Raw genomic sequence first — 17331 nt, 5'->3', positions numbered from 1 at the left:
TGATCGCATCAACATTGGCTGACGGTACGGAGCCGAGATTTCCGATGTGTAAAACCCCGTGTTCTTTGTGTTGCCCCTGCGGTCCGGCGGGGCGGCGGCGGTCGCCGTGAAGGAAGCCGGTCACGCGTCCTCACGCGTCGTCGACGAGCAGGCCGAGCGGGTCGGCGCGTGCATCCGTGAGCTGCGCCGGTCCCGTGGCCTCACGCTCGTCCAGCTGGCCGGGCGGACGGGACTTTCGCATCCGTTCCTCAGCCAGCTGGAGCGGGGACACGCCCGGCCGAGCATGGTTTCGCTCGACCGCATCGCGAAGGCGCTCGGCACGACCCAGGTCGAGCTCATCGCCGCCGGTGCCCCGGGCTTGCCGGACACCGACGTCGGGCGACCCGACGTGCTGCGCGCCGGTGAGGGCGCCCGCAACCAGCTCCCGAACGGCGAGGTCAGGCTGCTGACACGCGGCAGGCGGGCGTTCGACCCGATCGAGTGGACCGGCACCAACTCCGAGTTCGGCGACTACTTCCGCCACGCGGAGGACGAGTTCGTCCACGTCGTGAGCGGGACTCTCCTGCTGGACCTCGAGAAGGACGGGACGGTCCGGCTCGACGCCGGAGACTCCGTCTACTACCCGGGCGGCACCCCGCACCGCTGGTGCTCGCCCGACGGATCACGGTTCCACCTCGTCGTGGTGAAGCAGAAGCTCCTGGAGGACGGATGATCGACCTCGTACTGCCGACAGGGGACGAGCGTCGGTACTCGCTCTGCGGGGCCTTGGCCGCGGACGCCTGGCGGGTCGCCGTCCGGCGGGCCGAAGCGGGCCGCGGGGGATCGGCGTATGTCCACAATGTCCTCGAGGCCGGGACGGCACTGCGAGCACGCGGGCCGGTCAGCCACTTCGAGTTCCGGCCGGAGGCCCCCGCGCTCTTCGTCGCCGGCGGCATCGCCGAGGAGGCCGCGAACCGCACGATGATGATCTACGTCTCGCGTGCCCGCGGCGGCCGGCTCGTCCCGGATCTGTGACCGGACCATGCTCACGATTCGGGACGCGGAACGCATTCTCGTCAATTCGTCCACAGAGGACAGCGGCGACTTCGCCCTCGGCAACGGTTCCCCGCACGAGACGGTGCTCGACGCCGCCGGCTGCGTTGTCACGCCGGGGCTCGTGAACGCCCACCACCACCTGCTGCAGAGCGCGTTCCGCACCCTGCCCGGCACGCGGGGCGTTCCGATGGCCGAGTGGCTGCCCGCGATGGCCGCCGCCTACGGGAAGGTGGGCCACGACCCGGAGGCCTACGCCGTCGCCGCCGCGGTGGGTGCCGCCGAAAGCCTCCTGTGCGGCGTCACGACCATCGCCGACCACCACCTGAACTGGCCGCACGGCGCCCCGATCGCGGACACGGTCGCCCTGGCCAGGGCGACGACCGAGGCCGTCCGGTCCCTCGGCGCCCGGCTCGTCTTCGTGCGCGGCTCGGCACGGGACGATCCGGAGTGGGCGGGTGAGTCCGCCGAGGCCATCGTGACCGCGCTCGTTCCCGGGGGCACCGGCGGGGTCTCGCCGGACGGCATGCTCCAGGTCGCGGTCGGCCCCGCCGGGGTCCATTCCGACGCGCGGGAGACGTTCGCGGCCCTCGGCGCGGTCGCGGCCCGGCACGGCCTGCGCCGCCGGACCCAGGCCAACGAGCAGGTCGACACCGCGATCGCCGCCGAGCGCTACGGGCGCAGGCCACTGCAGCTCCTCGATGAATGGGGCTGGCTGGAACCGGACGTCACCGTGGCCCACCTGTGTGACGTCACGCCCGGAGAGATCCGCCTTCTCGCGCGGGCGGGCGTGACCGCGACGCACGCGCCGGGATGCGACGTGCCGATGGGGTGGGGCGTCGCGCCGGTCGCCAGGCTGATCGAGGCGGGCGTCGTCGTCGGCCTGGGCACGAGCGGCGGGGGCAGCAATGACGCCGGGCACCTGCTCGCCGACGCCCGGCTCGCCCTCCAGGTCTCCGGTCTGGTGGGGCCGCAGCTTCCCGCGCGCACCGTGCTCGGGATGGCCACGGCGGGTTCCGCGTGGGGGCTGGGCCGAACCGAGCTCGGGCAGCTGGGTGCCGGTTCGGCGGGGGACCTGTGCGTGTGGGACGTATCCGGCGTCGCCGACGCGGGCGTGCACGATCCCGTCGCGGGACTCCTGTGGGCTTCGCCCGGACGGCGGCCGAAACACGTGGTCGTCGGCGGGCGCGTCGTCGTGCGGGACTACCGGCTGGTTGCGGCCGACGAAGCGGAACTCACCGCGCGCCTGCGCGAACGGCTCTCCCGCACGCCGCCCGCGAGCTGACTTCGCGGGGGTTGCCCAAGCCGGCCGGGTTCTGCCCGTGGGGAAAAGGCTGTGAGAGGGGATTCACCGCGACGAAGAAGACAATCAAAACGGCCGGTGTGCGGATGGTCCGCTTCCAGCTGGTCACCCGCCAGGCGGGCGGTCCGGACAACAGCCGCTACGTGCCGCTCGACGGCGAAACCTACCGGCTTCCGCTGCAGAAGGGCGGCAAGGTGCTCAGCGCGGCGACCCTGTGCCCCCAACGACAAGAAGTGGTGAGCACATGACATCCGGAGCGGGGCACCGGCTCCTCGTGGTCCTCGGCGACCTGCGGACCACCACCGGGTGGACGGTGGTGGTCACCGACGAGATCGGTGCCTTGACGAGGTGGCGGCTGAGCGGAGCGACGTGGCAGGCCGTCGTGACGGTGGAGCCGCGGCGCTGGCTCGGGCTGGAATTCGAGGCGCGTGACCCGGTGACCGGCAGGCGCGCCGGCTACGACATCGACACCGACCTGTACGACATATCGCGGGACGACCAGCGCGGATTCGCGGAGGAAATCGAACGGGACATCATCGAATTCCTCGACGACCTGCGGAGGGGAGCCGTGCTGCGCGGGAACGACGGGACGAAGTTCGTGCTCGTCTTTCCGCTGGCCGGTTCCTGTGTCCGCGTGGTCAAGGGGCGCGTCATGACCAGCGCTTCCACGCACGCCGATCTGGCGGCGGCGCGGAAGGGCGGTGACTACGTCCCGCTGGAATGAGGCCCTCAACAGCCCGGATCGGGCGAAATCGTGCGAATCGCCCCGTCCGGGAGTTAGGCTGCTGATCCGGGAAACACACGCGGTGGGGGGATCTCGTGGATCTTGTCGTGGACATGCCGGAACTGCGCAGGTTCGGCACGAGTGTGCTCGGTGGCGACGGTCACGGCGACGGCGGCGGGGTGATCGACTACCTGCAGGCGGGCCACAGCCTGCTCCGGGACATCGCGACCGAAGCCGAACAGGGCGTGCTGCAGGGCGGCTGGGGGAAGACCGGGCAGTTCCAGGAGGGGCTCCTCCGGTTCGCGCGCGAATTCGCGCTCAAGATGACGGACTTCGTCGACGAGGAGGGTGAATTCATCCAGTTCCTCAACGGCCTGCGCGACCGGATGCTCCAGTCCGCCGACGCGTACGAGGGAGCCGAGGCGCAGAACGTGCAGGCTCTCGACGCGATCGCCAAGAAGCTGAACCCGGGCTAGGGGGACGACATGGCCCAGCGGTGGTACACGCCGGACGACGGCGGCCCGGTCGCCGATCTCGATCCGGTCTTTCGTCATGGTTACGCGCCGGCCCTGCACGGAATGCTGAAGGCGTTGAGCGTCGTCAACACCGACGGTCCGCCGTGGGGGCCGAGGTGGGCCCAGTTCGACGACCCGTTCTACAAGCCGACGGAGCTGCGCTCGGCCATGGACAACCTCGGGTGGTCGGTCGCGTACTGCACGCTTCACCCGATCATGCAGGGCTCGGTCCACGGCGACGGCAGCCGGGACCTCAGCGTGAGCGAGTTCTTCAGCCACGCGGAGATCCTCAGCGGCCAGGACGTCGGCAAGGTCAAGGGCTACGCCGGCCGGGACCACCCGGAAGCGCTCAAGCTCCAGGACGGCGGCTGGATCGAGCGTGCGGGCAACGCGCTCGAGAACGCCCGCGCTTCCGGCCGGGCGCTGACCGAGTACGGCCGGCTCGAACCACTGCAGCTGGGCAACGGCTGGTGGGGCGCGCACTGGAGCGGGCCGGTCGGTTCGGTGCCGCACGACGCCCAGGCGCGTTGTTCGACCATCAACGAGTGGCACGAAAACCTCCGCGCGTCGGCCCTGACCGTGCTGGCGGAGTCGCTCACCCGGTTCGGCGCGATCATCCACGGCGCGCGGTTCAACCTGAACAGCTTGATGGGCGCGTGCGTGGCCCAGCTCGAGAAGTTCGACGCCGAAGCCGAAGTGCCGCAAGGCTTGTCCACCGGCTGGAAGACCTACCGGGGCATCGTGGACCTGGCGACCGCCGGTCCGATGGTCCCCTTCGTGATCGCCGACAAGATGGTCGAGGTGCTCAGCGGCAACGGCACCGAAAACCTCGACGCCGGCGGCTTCTACGGCACGCTCTACAGCTTCCTGCAGAAGGCGGACGAGCTGATGCGCCGCACGACCGACGAGGTCGACGCGCTCATCGACGAGATGCGGAAGAAGTTCGTCATCGCGGACAAGGACCTGGGCGCGCCGTCCTGGACCGGGACGGCGCCGGAGATCGCCTGAGTGCCGCTCGCCGGCCCGGGATGGCGCAGCGTGCACGGTGCGTGACGCCCGCGGGCGGAAGATCGCCGCCGCCGGTGGGTGGAAGGCCGGGTTTCGTTTCGGTTGGGGGCAAATCGTCGAAGCTGCTCGCGCCGCGGCTCAGGCGGCCGTCGCCTTCAGGGACTCGGACAACGTCACCAGCTCGCGGACGTCGTCGTCCAGGCCACCGCCCTCCGGCACCGCCAGCGGCATCCCCTGCTCCGGCACCGGCTCGCGGCGGGCGTGCGCGCGCAGCGCCTCCGTCAGCCGATCCGGCAACGGACCGTCCAAGCGCGCCACGTACGGGCTGATCCGGACCAGCCCGTCGCGGCATTCGATCACCCGCCGGTAGTAACGGCGGTGGACGCCGAGCACGCTCAGCGTGTCCCAGCGGCCCAGTGGGGTGCGGCTCAGCGCGTCCTCCGGGAACGCCTCGTGCAGCTTTGTCCACAACGGACGGAGCCGGTGGTACGTGCGCAGGTGCTGCCACCACACGCGGGCCGCCGCCAGGCGGGTGGCGACGCCCGGGTAGGACAGGCCGACCACCAGCAGGATCGCGCTCGGGAACACCAGCCAGACCGTCGCCTGGACCAGCAGCCAGGGGATCGCCGCGCCCGCCCAGTGCACCAGCACCACCGCGATCAGGGTCGCGCCGCCGACCGCGCCGAACGCGAACCCGACCGACGCCACCGACAGCCCGCGGGCCAGCCGCGGGGCCGCGCCGCGGGCGTAACGCCGTGCGAAGAAGCAGGCGCTCGCGATGCCGTACGTCAGGTACAGGTCGGCCGCGAGGTAGAACACCGAAACCGCGCCACGCGGGTACTGCACCGGCGGGACGTCCGGCATGAGCACCGTCACGGTGGCCATCACCAGGATCGCGGCGCCCAGCGGGATCGCCTCCAGCCGGGCGCGCCGCCGGGCGCGGGAGCCCGGCCGGGCCGAGAACAGGAAGAAACACGCCAGCGAGAAGACCAGCCCGCAGAGAAAGACGTGCTGGAACAGCAGCGGCACGATCGGCCCGGGATACGGCTGGTTGACGTCGCCCGCCAGCAGGCCCAGCGGGTACGCGGCCGCGAAGCAGGCCAGGCAGGCGGTGACCATCCAGCGCGCCACGTCGCCCGGTGCACGCGTCAGCTGGTAGATCTTCCACAGCAGTGCCGGGAACAGGATGACGGCCTGGACCACGAGCAGCGTGATCTTGCCGCTCACAGCCAGCCCAGCCGTTCGTCCAGCGCGGCGTCGATCCGCCGCGCGGCACCCGCGTCCGACGACGGCGGGGCGACCCGGTCGAGGACCGATGCCCACTCGAGGATGATCGTCGCCACCGTCTCGGCCTCCCGCTCGTGGTCGGTGTCGTAGGAGGTGCGCAGCAGGGCGCGCCCCACCGCCTCCGGTTCCAGGCCCGGCGCCAGCTTGCCGACCAGGTCGCGGTTCTCCGCGGTGGCGCCGTGGCCGGCGATGATGTGGCCCAGCTCGTGCAGGATGATGTGGCGCTGGTGGGCCTTGCTCGTGTCCTGTTGGTAGACGATGTAGTCGGCCTCGGCGGTGGCGATCCAGGCGCCGAACGGCCCCGGCACCGGGATCCGGTGCGGCAGCAGCCGGATCGGGCGCCCGCGCTGCCGGCCGACGCCGCGGCACAGCTCGAGGACGTCGAGCGGCGGCCGGATGCCCAGTTCGTTCAGCAGCCGCCTGCAGCGGCGTCGCAACTCGCGTTCCTTCACCAGCCGCCTTGCCATCGCCGTCGGACCACCCGGACGGTCTTACGGTAGACGACGCCACCCCAGTCGATCATCGCCCGCCCTGGGGACCCGGACCCGCCGGCCGTCCGCCGGCGCGGTTTCGCAGAGTGACGCGCGGCGGCGGTGAACTGCCGCTCGCCGAGCCCGGGGTGAGTGTCAGCCGATCCGGAACAGGCGCCCGCCGTGGGCGGCGAGCACGGTCGGCGGCCCGGCCATGGGGCCCGCCGTCGCCTGCCAGGCCGTTGCGCCGGAGGCGGCGGCCGAGCCGGCGGGGAGCGGCAGGCCCGCGGTGCCGCCGCCGGTCACCGTGCCGGCCGGGTCGGTGACGAGGATGCAGTCCGGTGGCGTCCCGTCGACAGCCACCCAGCCGGTGACGATCGCGCCGGGGGCGGCGGGCGGCGCGTCGAGTGCTCCGCGCACCGGCTGGGCCGTGCTCAGGTCGACGTGGCTGCCCAGTTCGGGACCGTGGCAGCCCAGGGTGAACGCGCTGCTGAACGGATAGGCCCCCAGCGCGCGGGCGGCCGGCGCGGCGGCGCGCTGGATGTGCAGGGCTTCCAGCGCCGCGGGGGCGTCGACGCGCAGCGCGACCGCGGCCAGGCCGAGCGGCGCGTAGCTGCGGCGGACCTCGTCGGCCTTGGCGCCGCCGATCGCGTGCGTCACCAGGGCCAGGGTGACGACGGCCGCGACGACGTAGCGGTGTGGCCACTGTGGACGGTGCAGGGTGGCCAGCACCGTCAGCGCGCTCGTCGCCAGCGCCGCGACCAGGACGTACCGGCTGATGAGGCCGACGTTGCCGCCGGGCACGTTCGCCGTCGTGCGGCCGAGTGCCAGCATGGCCGCCAGGGCGAAGGCATAGAGCGCCAGGCCCGCCCAGCCGGCGTCCGCGGCCGGGCGGGCGGTGACGGTCCGGCGCAGCAGGAGGCCGAGCAGGGCGAGCGTGCACCCGCCGGCGATCACCGCGACGACGGCGACGTCGGCCGACCACAGCCCGCCGACGGCGGCCGTGACGACGGACAGGCGCCCGTCGGGGTCGAAGGCAGCCGTGGCGCCCGACTGCGTCCCGGCGGGCTTGGTGAGCCACCACGCGCCGAGCACCACCACGCCGGCCGCGGCCGGGAGCGCGATCCGGAGCCGGGATTCCCCGCGCAGCCAGGCGACGAACGCGAGCACGAACCAGATCGGCAGCGCGGCGCCGAAGCAGAGGCACCCCACGACGGCGGCCGCGGCCGCGCCGGCCAGGCGGCCGCGGTGGGCACACGCGACGGCGATCGCGCACGACGTCACCGCGGGCACCCAGCTGATGCCGTTGGTGCCCTGCAACCAGAGCTCGGTGGCGTGGGAGGAGAACAGCAGCCACGCCAGCGCGGCCGTCAGCGCGTCGCGGGCGGGGTGCTTCGGCAGCATCGTGCGCAGGGCCACCACGGCGACCGCGAGCAGGAGGACCGACAGGACGGTCAGGACGCGGTTGTCGCCGCCGAACCAGGCCGCGTCGGCGTAGAAGAGGAGCGACGGGACGACGAACGGCTGGTCGAGGTGGTAGGTGAAGACCTGGCCGAGCAGGAGCCGGCCGTTGTCGTCGGTGATCTTGGCGAAGACGTGCCAGTAGTCGAGCAGGACGTGCATCCGCGGCGCACGCACCGCGGCCAGCAGCGCCAAGCCGGCGGGCAGCGCCGCGAAGAGCCACCACGCGACGGCCGGCAGCCGCTCCGCCGCCCGGGCCGCGGCGGCACGCGGGACCGGCGCGGTGACGTCCGGTCCGGGGGTGCCGGCGAGCGCGGGCTGGGTCATGGGTCTCCTGCCGGGAACGAGGTGCGGGACCGGCGGCGATCGTATCGGGTGGCCCCTTCCCGCCGGACTCGCCGCCGATGTCGATTCGCCGCTCGTGGAAGGGTTTGCCCGGCCGCAGGCCGCTCGGAGATCATCTGGGCGTCGTTGCCCCGGCGAAAGGGAACCCCGCGTGCCGACCGCCTGCCCGGCCCCCGCGACCACCGAGTACTCGAAACGGCGACGCGCCTTCGCGCTCGGCGCGCTGGCCCTGGGGGCCTTCGGGATCGGCCTCACCGAGTTCGTCGTCGTCGGGCTGCTCGGGCCGCTCGGTGCCGACCTGCGCGTCTCCCTGCCCACCGCCGGGCTGCTCGTCACCGGCTACGCCGCGGCGGTGGCGATCGGCGCGCCCGTCATGACCGCGGCCGGCGCCCGGCTGCCGCGCAAGACGATGCTCGTCGTCCTGATGAGCCTCTTCATCACCGGGAACGTGCTAGCCGCCCTCGCGCCCGGGTACGGCGTGCTCATGGCCGGGCGGGTCGTTTCGGCTCTGTGCCACGGTGCCTTCATGGGGATCGGCCCCATCATGGCCGCGAGCCTCGTCGCTCCCGGGCGCCGGTCGCGGGCCATCGCGCTGATGATGACCGGGCTCACCGTGTCGAACGTGGTGGGCGTGCCGTTCGGGACGGCGCTGGGCCTGCAGCTCGGCTGGCGCTCGGCGTTCTGGGCCATCGCCCTGATCGGCGCGGCCGCGCTCGCCGCGATCGCGGCCTTCGTGCCCCGGCGACCGGACGGCGCGAGCCACGGGCTCGGCGGCGAGCTCGCGGTCTTCCGCCGTCCCCAGGTGTGGTGGGTGCTGACGACGACGATGCTCGGGTGGGGTGCGGCATACGCGGCCATCACCTTCCTGGAGCCGATGCTGACGCGGGTCGCCGGCTTCGGCGCTTCGGCGGTGCCGTGGCTGCTGCTGCTCTTCGGGGCCGGGCTGACCGGCGGCAACCTGCTCGGCGGCCGGCTCGCCGACCGCGCGCTCGTGCCCACGCTCTACGGCACCGTCGTCGCGGCGATCGCGGCACTGGCCGGCTTCGCCTTCGCGGTGCACTACCAGGTGCCGGCGGCGATCATGGTGTTCGTGCTGGGTGCCACCGGGTTCGCCATGGTCCCCGTCTTCCAGACCCGCGTGATGGACGTGGCGCGGGAGGCGCCGTCGCTCGCCTCTTCGGTGAACGCCTCGGCCTTCAACGTCGGCATCGCCCTGTCCGCCTGGCTCGGCGGCCTGGCGATCGACGGCGGTCTCGGGCTCGTCGCCCCGGTGTGGATCGGCGTCGTGCTGGGGGTCGCCGCGCTCGCCACCGCGGTCGCCTCCCGCGCCGCCGAACGGCGGGCCGCGCGCTGAGGCCGGGGAATCAGCGCGGCTCGGCCGGCGCCCACAGACCGTCGGCGTCGCCGGCTTCCAGCCGGCCCCGGTACACCCCGATCTTCCGGTCGATCAGCTTCAGGTTCTCCGCCAGTTCCGCCAGCCTCGCCAGCACGTCGGCACGGTGCTCCTCCAGCAGCGCCAGCCGCTCCGGCTCGTTGCCGCGGCCGGCCGCGACCAGGTCCGCGTAGCGGCGGATCGTCTTGATCGGCATGCCGGTGGCCCGCAGCTTGGTGCAGATCTTGATCCAGTCCAGGTCCAGCTGCCGGTAGCGGCGGCGGCCGCCGCTGGTGCGGTCGACGCGGGTCACCACCAGGCCCGCCCGTTCGTAGTAGCGCAGCGTGTGCGCGCTGACCCCGGTGCGGCGGGCCGCGTCCGCGATGGTCAGCCCCTCCGCGGGGATCGGGTTGACTTCGAGCACGCTCTAAATCCTAGCGTCGACGGCATGACCGTTCCGACCACAAGCCGTCCAGGCCTGGTGCTCGCGATCTGCTGCGCCGGCATCGTCGTCGTGGTGATGGACATCTCCATCGTCACCGTCGCCCTGCCTTCGATCCGCCGTGACCTGGGCGCTTCCGTGGCGAGCCTGCAGTGGACCGTCGACGCCTACACGCTGGTGCTGGCCGCGTTCCTGGTGCTCGCCGGTTCGGCCGCCGACCGGTTCGGCCGCCGTCGCGTCTTCCAGTGCGGGCTCGCCGTCTTCGGCCTCGGGTCGCTGCTGTGCAGCCTGGCGCCCGGCATCGGCTGGCTGATCGCCGCCCGCGCGCTGCAGGCCGCCGGCGGCACCATGCTCAACCCGGTCGCGATGGCCATCGTCGCCACCACCTTCCCCGCGCCGGCCGAGCGCGCCCGCGCCATCGGCGTGTTCGGCTCGATGTCCGGGCTGGCGCTGGTGCTCGGGCCGATCCTCGGCGGCGTGCTCGTCGACGGCTTCGGCTGGCGGGCCGTCTTCTGGGTCAACGTGCCGATCGCCGCCGCCGCGCTCGTCGCCACCAGCCTGTTCGTGCCCGAGTCGCGCGCGCCGCGCGCCCGCCGCTTCGACCCGGTGGGGCAGGTCCTCGTGCTGCTGGTGCTGGGCAGCGTCGTCTTCGCCCTCATCGAGTCGCACCGGCTGGGCTGGACGTCACCGGGGATCCTCGGCCTGCTCGCCGTCGCCGGCCTCGGCGTCCTGGGCCTCCTGCGCCACGAACCGCGCCGCGCCGATCCGCTGCTCGAACCGCGGCTGTTCCGCAGCATCCCGTTCAGCTCGGCGATCCTCATGGCGCTGCTGGCCCTGTGCGGGTTCGGGGTGTTCCTCTTCGTCGCCACCCAGTACCTCCAGGAGACGCGCGGCATGACGGCGCCGGCGGCCGGGCTGTGCCTGCTCCCGGTCGGGCTGGCCGTCCTCGTGCTGTCCCCGCGCACCGGACGCGTGGTCGGCACCCGGGGCCCGCGGTGGCCGCTGGTCGTCGCCGGGACGGCGCTGGCGGCGGGCGGCGCCGCGGCCGCGTGGCTCGGCCCGGCGACACCCCTGCCGGTGGTGCTCGCGACCTTCCTGCTGTTCGGCGTCTTCCTCGGCACGGTCAACCCGCCGATCACCAACACCGCCGTCTCCGGGATGCCGGGCTCGATGGCCGGGGTGGCGGCCTCGCTGGCGTCTTCGGGCCGGCAGACCGGCACCACCCTGGGTGTCGCGCTCGCCGGTTCCGCGCACGGCGTGTGGTGGCTGGTCGCCGGGCTCGGGACCGGTCTCGTCGCCTTGGCGCTGTTCGGCACGGGCCGCCGGGCGGCCGCCACGGCGCACCGGGCGGCCACCCTGTTCGACGAGCTCAGCCTCCCGCGACCGACGGGATGATCTGCACTTCGGTGTCCGCCTTCAGCACCGCCTCGGTGCCGCCGCGGTGGCGGCACTCCTCGCCGTCGACGTAGAAGTTGACGTACCGGCGCAGCCCCGCCTGTTCGTCACGCAGCCGCCGTTCCAGCGCCGGGTACCGCTCGGCGAGCGCGTCGAGCAGGGCGCCGAGCGTGGCCGGCTCGGCGACGTCGACGGCCAGCCGGGAGTCGCCGCCGGCCTTCTCCCGCAGTACCCCGGGCAGCAGCACGGTGATCCGCACGGGTCACACCCTCGCGGCGCGGACGCTCAGCACGTCGGGCAGGTGTGCCGCGACGAGCTGCCAGCTGTCGCCGTCGTCGCGGCTGGCGTAGACGTCACCGGTCCGCGAGCCGAAGTACACCCCGGCCGGGTCGGCGTCGTCGGTGCACATCGCGTCGCGCATGACGCCGGCCCAGTACCCGTCCGGCAGGCCCTGGCCGAGTGCCTCCCACGACTTGCCGGCGTCTTCGCTGCGGTACACCCGGCAGCGGCCGTCCGGCGGGAACCGCATCACGTCGGCGACCAGCGGGAACGTGTAGATCACCTCGGGCCGGTGCGGGTGGACGACCATCGGGAAGCCGAAGTCGCTCGGCAGGCCGTCGGCGATGGACTGCCAGGTCGCGCCCGCGTCGTCGCTGCGGTAGACGCCGTGGTGGACCTGGGCGAACAGCCGGTCCGGTTCGGCCGGGTGCCGCGCGACCTTGTGCACGCAGTGGCCGTACTCGGGGTACGGGTCGGGCACGTGGACCGCCTTGATGCCGGTGTTGCTCGCCTGCCAGGACTCGCCGCCGTCCTCGGTGCGGTAGACGCCGCCGGTCGACATCGCCACGGTGACGCGGGCGGCGTCGGTCGGGTGCGGGAGCACGGTGTGGATGGCCTTGCCGCCGCCCCCGGGCGTCCAGTGCTCGCGGTGCGGGTGGTCCCACAGGCCGCGGACGAGCTCGTAGGTGCGGCCGCCGTCGGTGGAGCGGAACAGCGCGGACGGCTCGGTGCCGGCGTAGACGACGTCCGGCTCGCTCGCCGCGCCGGGCACCAGCTGCCACGCTCTGGCCAGCGACTCGCCGGTGTCCGCCGGGAACGCGATCGGGGCGTGGTCGGGTTCGGCCCAGGTCGCGCCCAGGTCGTCGCTGGTGGCGACGCTCGGCCCGTAGTGCTCGCTGGTGACCCCGGCCAGCAGCCGCGGGGTGGCGCGGCGGGTGTCGATGCCGACCGCGTACACCTCCGTCATCGGGTGGTGCGGGCCGGTGACCTCCCACGTGGCCCGGTCGTCGGTGCTGGTGGCCAGCCACAGACCCTTGCGCGTACCGATCGCGAGCAGAACGGACATCCGGGATCTTCCTCCGGTTCGCCGGGTGACTCAGGTCACAGGTACTCTGCCGGAAAAATCTCCCCGGGGAAATGTCGAACGCCCGCCGAGGCCGTTCGACGCGGGGGTGAAGGCCGGTCACCGCGTCCGGGAACGCACCGGACCCCGGCCGACGAACACCAGGGAGCACACATGCGGTTTCTCATGATGCACCGGGTCGACGAGCGCGACCCGCAGTCGTGGAACCCCAGCCAGGAGTTCATCGAGAAGATGGGCGCGTTCATCCAGGAGTCGGCGGAGAAGGACATCCTGATCACCGCCGAGGGCGTCCACCCGACGGAGAAGGGCTCGCTGGTCCGCAAGCCGCGCGGTGCCGCGATCCGCGTGACCGACGGCCCGTTCGCCGAGGCCAAGGAGGTCATCGGCGGGTTCGCGCTGATCAACGCGGCGGACCGGGCCGAGGCCGTCGAGTTCGCCAAGCGGTACGTCGAGCTGTTCGACCAGGAGATCGAGGTGGAGATCCGCCAGGTCGTCGAGTTCGACGAGCTGCCGACGCAGGACTGACGTCGCCCGGTGGCGCCGGGCCGGACGTACCCGGTCACCGGCGCCACCGGCAACGCGGTCTTCGCTGTCCCGCGGATGGGCGTTGTGCGCCGGGCCCGGTTCGGGCCAGGGTGGGTGCCGGCCGTCAGGAGGGGAGCGGACTTGAGCGGAGACCGGGCCCGGCCCGACCTGTCCGCCGCGCTCGCCGTCGTGCTCGCGGTGCCCGTCGTCGCCGGCAGCCTGCTCGTGCTCGCCGTCGCCGGGAAGCTCGTCTGGCCCCCGTACTTCTGGGCCCTCCCCGCCGGCTGGGCGCTGCTCGGCGGGATCACCTTCGTGCCCGCCGTCGAACACTTCCTGCTGCCGCTGACCTTCGGCATGCGGCAGCCGACCACGCGGGAGCTCGCGCGGCTGACCCCGAGCTGGCAGGCCGTCTGCGCCGCCGCCGGGGTCGACGGCGACCGCTACCGCCTGTGGGTCGACCGCTCCCGCGAGCTCAACGCCTTCGCCGCGGGCGGCCGGACCGTCGCCGTCACGCGGACCGCGCTGGAGCTGCCGCCGCCGAGCCTGGAGGCGATCCTGGCGCACGAGCTCGGCCACCACCTCGCCGGGCACACGCGGATTTCGCTGTACGTCTGGTGGCTGGAGCTGCCGGCCCGGCTCCTGACGCGCCTGCTCCGGCTGGTCGCGCTGGCCGTCCCGTACGTCGGGCGCGCGTTCGCCGCCTTCGGGCGGTCGGTCGCCGTGCTCGTCACCGTGCTGCTGTCGCTGGGCATCCTGACCGCGCTCGCCTTCCTCGACCCGTGGCTGCTGCTGGCGCCCCTGCTCGGTCCGGTGCTGGCCTGGTCGAAGCGGCTCGGCGAGTACCGGGCCGACCTGGTGGCGGCGCGGCTGGGCTACGGCCCGGAGCTGATCTCGCTGTTCCGGGAGTGGATCCGGGCGAGCGGCGGCGACGAGCGGCGGATGTGGGCCCGGCTGCTGGCCGGGCATCCCGCCCACGTCGACCGGATCAAGCGGCTGAAGGACCGCGGTTTCCGAGGCTGAGAAATTTTTCTGCGAAGGTGTGTCCAACGGACCGGCCGCCGTTCGTAGTGGTGGCGTACGGCAACCGAGCCACTGGAGGATCCCGTGAAGTACCTGATGCTGATCAACGCCTCGCTCGACGCCGACGGCGCGCCCACCGGCTGCAGCACGCCCGAGGACTGGATGCTGTTCGACAAGTCCCTCAAGGAGGCCGGGGTCTACGTCGGCGGCGACTCGCTCGCCGACTTCACCACGGCCGCCACGGTCCGGGTGGACGAGCACGGCGAGCGGATCGTCACCGACGGCCCGTTCGCCGAATCCCGCGAGGTGCTCGGCGGCTACTTCGTCGTCGACGTGCCGGACCTCGACGTCGCGCTCGACTGGGCGGCGCGCTGCCCGGGCTCGCGCGACGGCGGGTCGATCGTGGTGCGGCCGCTCGCCGGCTACGAGGGCTGACGGCGGTGGCGGGGCGGGCGGGCGCGCCGGCCGGGGCTTCCGGGCTGACGCTCGAGGCGGTGTTCCGGGAGGAGCGCGGGCTGCTGCTCGCCGCGCTCGTCCGCCGGTTCGGCGACCTCGACCTGGCCGAGGAGGTGACGTCGGAGGCGATCGAGGCCGCGCTGGTGCACTGGCCGGCCGAGGGCGTGCCGCCGAAACCGGGCGCCTGGCTGATGACCACGGCCCGGCGCAAGGCGGTCGACCGCCTGCGCCGCGACCAGGCCTACGCGGCCCGGCTCGCGGTCCTGCAGGTCGAGGCCGACCGCGCGGCGCCCGCCCCGCCGTCGTCCGGCGACGGCGACCTCCCGGACGAACGGCTCCAGCTGTTCTTCACGTGCGCCCACCCGGCGCTGCCGGCCGAGGACCGCGCGGCGCTGACGTTGCGCTGCCTGGCCGGGCTGACGACCCCGGAGGTGGCGCGGGCGTTCCTGGTGCCGAGCGCGACGATGGGCAAGCGGATCGTGCGCGCGAAGAACCGGATCCGCGCGCTGCGGATCCCGTTCCGGGTCCCGGACGCGGCCGAGCTGCCCGGGCGGCTGCCGGGCGTGCTGCAGGTGGTGTATTCGATCTTCACCGAGGGCTACGCGGCGAGTTCGGGGCCGGACCTGCAGCGGCCGGCCCTGGCGGAGGAGGCGATCCGCCTGGCCCGCATCCTGCGCCGCCTGCTGCCGGGGGAGCGCGAGGTGGCGGGCCTGCTGGCGCTGATGCTGCTGATCCACGCCCGCCGGGACACCCGCACGGGCCCGGACGGCGACCTGGTGCTCCTCGACGACCAGGACCGCACCCGCTGGGACCGCCCGATGATCGAGGAGGGCGCGGCACTGGTGGTGACGGCGCTGACCGGCGGGCCCCCGGGAAGGTACGGAGTCCAGGCGGCGATCGCGGCCCTGCACGACGAGGCCCCGGACGTGGCGGGCACGGACTGGCCGCAGATCGTGGCGTTGTACGACGTGCTGCGCGGGCTGGCGCCATCGCCGGTGGTGGAGCTGAACCGCGCGGTGGCGGTGGCGATGCGCGACGGGCCGGAAGCGGGATTGGCGTTGCTGGAGGGACTGGCGGGGGAGCCGCGGTTGCGGGAGTACAGCCCGTTTCCGGCGGCTCGGGGGGATTTGCTGAGCCGGCTGGGCCGGTTCGAGGAAGCGGCCGAGGCGTACCGGGAGGCGTTGTCCCTCGCCGGAACCGAGCCGGAGAGGCTGCATCTGCGGGGGCGGCTGGCCTCCGGCCCCCGGTAGCCATTTTACCGGGAGCCACCGACAGTTCCGGCGGCGAGCGCTTGAGCCTGCGGAGCCGGGTCACCCGCCCGGCCGGCGACCACCCGGAATTGTCGGTGGCCCCCGGTAAGCTGGACACCGGGGGCCGGAGGCCTACGCCGCCCGCAGCGCGGCCACGGCCGGTGCGAACATCGTCGCCTTGATCGCGCCCAGCGTTCCGCGGTCCTTCCCCGCCAGCCCCTCCACCCGGGTGCGAGCCACCTTCACCACTTCGCCCTCGGCCGCGACCTCGTCCACCAGCCCGATCTCCGCCGCCTCCGAGCCGCCGAACCGCCGGGCCGTCGTCATCGACGCCATCGCCGCCGACGGCGTCAGCTTCCCCTGGATCAACGCCGCCATGCCCGGCGTGAACGGGATGTTGATGTCCGCTTCCGGGAAGCAGAAATAACCCCGGTCCGCGCGCATCACGCGGAAATCGTGCGCCATCGCGAGCATCGCGCCCGCGCCGAACGCGTGGCCGTTGATTGCCGCGATCGTCGGGACCGGCAGCGTCAGCACCCGGGCGAACAGCTCCTGGACGTCCGCCACGTACCGGCCGGCCTGGTCACTGTGCGCCGTCAGCCATTCGAGGTCCAGGCCGTTCGAATAGAACTTGCCGCCTCCGGTCGTCAGCAGCGCGCCGTCGACACCGTCCAAAAAGGAATGGACGCGCTGCAGCCAGTCCGGCGAGAAGCGGTTTTCGCCGTCGCCCAGGTCGAGCACGGAAACGGTCACGGTCGGTCCTTTTCTCGAGGGGGCACGGTCAGCACCGCCCGCACCGCGGCGGCCAGCCTTTCCCGCACCAGCGGATCGGTGATGTCACGCCGGAAGAACGCCGTCGGCAGGTCGACGACGCACGTCGTGATCACCTCGACGGCCAGTCCGTCGCCGCGGCCCCACACCTGCCGGGCGAGCCGGACCAGCAGGGTGACCAGGCGTTTGTCCACCGCGTGCAGTGCTTCCGCCAGCTCGTCGGGCAGCTCCGGCCCGAACAGCCGGTCGCTCCGCACCTTCAGCAGCATCCGCGCCCCGTCGGGACGCAGCAACGCGAACTCCGCGGGCGTGTCCGCCGCCGCGACGACGGCCTCGACCGGCGACGAAGCCTGCTCCACGCGGGAGGTCTGCAGGTCGAGGAACGCCGTCGCCGCGCGTAGCCAGACCTGAGCCAGCAGGGCACTGAGCGACCCGAACGCGTGGTAGATGGTCCCGTTCGGGACACCCGCGGCCGCCGCCAGGCCACGCACCGTCACGTCCGTCGAGGAGGCGACGAGCCGCTCGGCGACGTCGAGCAGCGCGTCGAGGTCGTGAACGCGGGGGCGGGGCATGCCGCGACCGTAACAGAACA

Annotated in this window: 21 protein-coding genes; 13 read left to right on the top strand and 8 right to left on the bottom strand. The window is 73.2% G+C overall.

What is annotated here, in order from left to right:
• The first annotated feature begins 58 nt into the window (after nucleotides 1–58).
• The 7 genes from I4Q55_RS11330 (at nucleotide 59) to I4Q55_RS11300 (ending at nucleotide 4582) form a co-directional block, all read left to right on the top strand.
• Nucleotides 59–712 (top strand): helix-turn-helix domain-containing protein, encoded by a 654-nt coding sequence (locus tag I4Q55_RS11330; protein WP_206786814.1) that lies wholly within the window; start codon nucleotides 59–61, stop codon nucleotides 710–712.
• Nucleotides 709–1014 carry a hypothetical protein gene (locus I4Q55_RS11325; protein WP_242545747.1) on the top strand — a complete coding sequence of 102 codons (306 nt, stop codon included), beginning with the start codon at nucleotides 709–711 and terminating at the stop codon, nucleotides 1012–1014. Before I4Q55_RS11330 ends, I4Q55_RS11325 begins: the two co-directional genes overlap by 4 nt.
• A gap of 7 nt (nucleotides 1015–1021) precedes the next feature.
• Complete coding sequence (locus tag I4Q55_RS11320) at nucleotides 1022–2317, top strand: amidohydrolase family protein (RefSeq protein ID WP_206786812.1); 1296 nt, start codon at nucleotides 1022–1024, stop codon at nucleotides 2315–2317.
• Nucleotides 2318–2421: 104 nt separating this feature from the next.
• On the top strand, nucleotides 2422–2583 hold the full coding sequence (locus tag I4Q55_RS11315; protein ID WP_206787477.1) for a hypothetical protein: 162 nt from the start codon (nucleotides 2422–2424) through the stop codon (nucleotides 2581–2583).
• A complete protein-coding gene (locus I4Q55_RS49085) occupies nucleotides 2580–3059 on the top strand; it encodes a hypothetical protein (RefSeq protein ID WP_242545746.1) in 480 nt (159 codons plus the stop codon). The genes I4Q55_RS11315 and I4Q55_RS49085 overlap by 4 nt, the downstream gene beginning before the upstream one ends.
• Before the next feature lie 95 nt (nucleotides 3060–3154).
• Entirely contained in the window at nucleotides 3155–3535 is a 381-nt protein-coding gene (locus I4Q55_RS11305) for a hypothetical protein (RefSeq protein ID WP_206786806.1), read from the top strand.
• Between the two features lie 9 nt (nucleotides 3536–3544).
• Complete coding sequence (locus I4Q55_RS11300) at nucleotides 3545–4582, top strand: hypothetical protein (protein ID WP_206786804.1); 1038 nt, start codon at nucleotides 3545–3547, stop codon at nucleotides 4580–4582.
• Between the two features lie 138 nt (nucleotides 4583–4720).
• Here I4Q55_RS11300 and I4Q55_RS11295 read toward each other — a convergent pair whose 3' ends face one another.
• The 3 genes from I4Q55_RS11295 to I4Q55_RS11285 form a co-directional block, all read right to left on the bottom strand.
• Complete coding sequence (locus tag I4Q55_RS11295) at nucleotides 4721–5809, bottom strand: MAB_1171c family putative transporter (RefSeq protein WP_206786802.1); 1089 nt, start codon at nucleotides 5807–5809, stop codon at nucleotides 4721–4723.
• Complete coding sequence (locus I4Q55_RS11290) at nucleotides 5806–6321, bottom strand: ImmA/IrrE family metallo-endopeptidase (RefSeq protein WP_206787414.1); 516 nt, start codon at nucleotides 6319–6321, stop codon at nucleotides 5806–5808. Before I4Q55_RS11290 ends, I4Q55_RS11295 begins: the two co-directional genes overlap by 4 nt.
• A gap of 174 nt (nucleotides 6322–6495) precedes the next feature.
• Nucleotides 6496–8127, bottom strand: coding sequence for a DUF2079 domain-containing protein (locus I4Q55_RS11285; protein ID WP_206786798.1), 1632 nt, complete (start codon nucleotides 8125–8127; stop codon nucleotides 6496–6498).
• A 169-nt stretch (nucleotides 8128–8296) separates the two neighbouring features.
• Between I4Q55_RS11285 and I4Q55_RS11280 the strand changes: the two genes are divergently transcribed.
• A complete protein-coding gene (locus I4Q55_RS11280; protein WP_307793183.1) occupies nucleotides 8297–9499 on the top strand; it encodes an MFS transporter in 1203 nt (400 codons plus the stop codon).
• A 10-nt stretch (nucleotides 9500–9509) separates the two neighbouring features.
• Here I4Q55_RS11280 and I4Q55_RS11275 read toward each other — a convergent pair whose 3' ends face one another.
• Nucleotides 9510–9941: a MerR family transcriptional regulator gene (locus I4Q55_RS11275; protein ID WP_206786797.1), complete on the bottom strand. Its 432-nt coding sequence runs from the start codon at nucleotides 9939–9941 to the stop codon at nucleotides 9510–9512.
• A 24-nt stretch (nucleotides 9942–9965) separates the two neighbouring features.
• Between I4Q55_RS11275 and I4Q55_RS11270 the strand changes: the two genes are divergently transcribed.
• A complete protein-coding gene (locus I4Q55_RS11270) occupies nucleotides 9966–11354 on the top strand; it encodes an MFS transporter (RefSeq protein WP_206786794.1) in 1389 nt (462 codons plus the stop codon).
• Here the strand turns inward: I4Q55_RS11270 and I4Q55_RS11265 are convergent.
• Nucleotides 11329–11613, bottom strand: coding sequence for a ubiquitin-like small modifier protein 1 (locus I4Q55_RS11265; protein WP_206786793.1), 285 nt, complete (start codon nucleotides 11611–11613; stop codon nucleotides 11329–11331). The genes I4Q55_RS11270 and I4Q55_RS11265 overlap by 26 nt on opposite strands.
• A gap of 3 nt (nucleotides 11614–11616) precedes the next feature.
• On the bottom strand, nucleotides 11617–12699 hold the full coding sequence (locus tag I4Q55_RS11260; protein WP_206786787.1) for an exo-alpha-sialidase: 1083 nt from the start codon (nucleotides 12697–12699) through the stop codon (nucleotides 11617–11619).
• Nucleotides 12700–12870: 171 nt separating this feature from the next.
• On the opposite strand from I4Q55_RS11260, the gene I4Q55_RS11255 reads away from it, so the two are divergent.
• The 4 genes from I4Q55_RS11255 to I4Q55_RS11240 all read left to right on the top strand — a co-directional run bounded on the left by I4Q55_RS11255 (nucleotide 12871) and on the right by I4Q55_RS11240 (nucleotide 15968).
• On the top strand, nucleotides 12871–13242 hold the full coding sequence (locus tag I4Q55_RS11255; protein WP_206786785.1) for a YciI family protein: 372 nt from the start codon (nucleotides 12871–12873) through the stop codon (nucleotides 13240–13242).
• A gap of 141 nt (nucleotides 13243–13383) precedes the next feature.
• A complete protein-coding gene (locus I4Q55_RS11250; RefSeq protein ID WP_206786781.1) occupies nucleotides 13384–14262 on the top strand; it encodes a M48 family metalloprotease in 879 nt (292 codons plus the stop codon).
• An 84-nt stretch (nucleotides 14263–14346) separates the two neighbouring features.
• A complete protein-coding gene (locus I4Q55_RS11245; protein ID WP_206786776.1) occupies nucleotides 14347–14697 on the top strand; it encodes a YciI family protein in 351 nt (116 codons plus the stop codon).
• Nucleotides 14698–14702: 5 nt separating this feature from the next.
• Nucleotides 14703–15968 (top strand): RNA polymerase sigma factor, encoded by a 1266-nt coding sequence (locus I4Q55_RS11240; protein WP_307793182.1) that lies wholly within the window; start codon nucleotides 14703–14705, stop codon nucleotides 15966–15968.
• A 132-nt stretch (nucleotides 15969–16100) separates the two neighbouring features.
• On the opposite strand, the gene I4Q55_RS11235 is transcribed toward I4Q55_RS11240, so the two are convergent.
• Together I4Q55_RS11235 and I4Q55_RS11230 are read right to left on the bottom strand one after the other, a co-directional pair.
• Nucleotides 16101–16721 carry an enoyl-CoA hydratase/isomerase family protein gene (locus I4Q55_RS11235; protein WP_206786770.1) on the bottom strand — a complete coding sequence of 207 codons (621 nt, stop codon included), beginning with the start codon at nucleotides 16719–16721 and terminating at the stop codon, nucleotides 16101–16103.
• Nucleotides 16718–17311: a TetR/AcrR family transcriptional regulator gene (locus I4Q55_RS11230; protein ID WP_206786768.1), complete on the bottom strand. Its 594-nt coding sequence runs from the start codon at nucleotides 17309–17311 to the stop codon at nucleotides 16718–16720. The genes I4Q55_RS11235 and I4Q55_RS11230 overlap by 4 nt, the downstream gene beginning before the upstream one ends.
• Nucleotides 17312–17331: the final 20 nt, after the last annotated feature.

This window comes from Amycolatopsis sp. MtRt-6, assembly GCF_017308975.1.
Classification (GTDB): Bacteria; Actinomycetota; Actinomycetes; order Mycobacteriales; family Pseudonocardiaceae; genus Amycolatopsis.
This window is presented reverse-complemented; position numbering and strand designations above follow the sequence as displayed.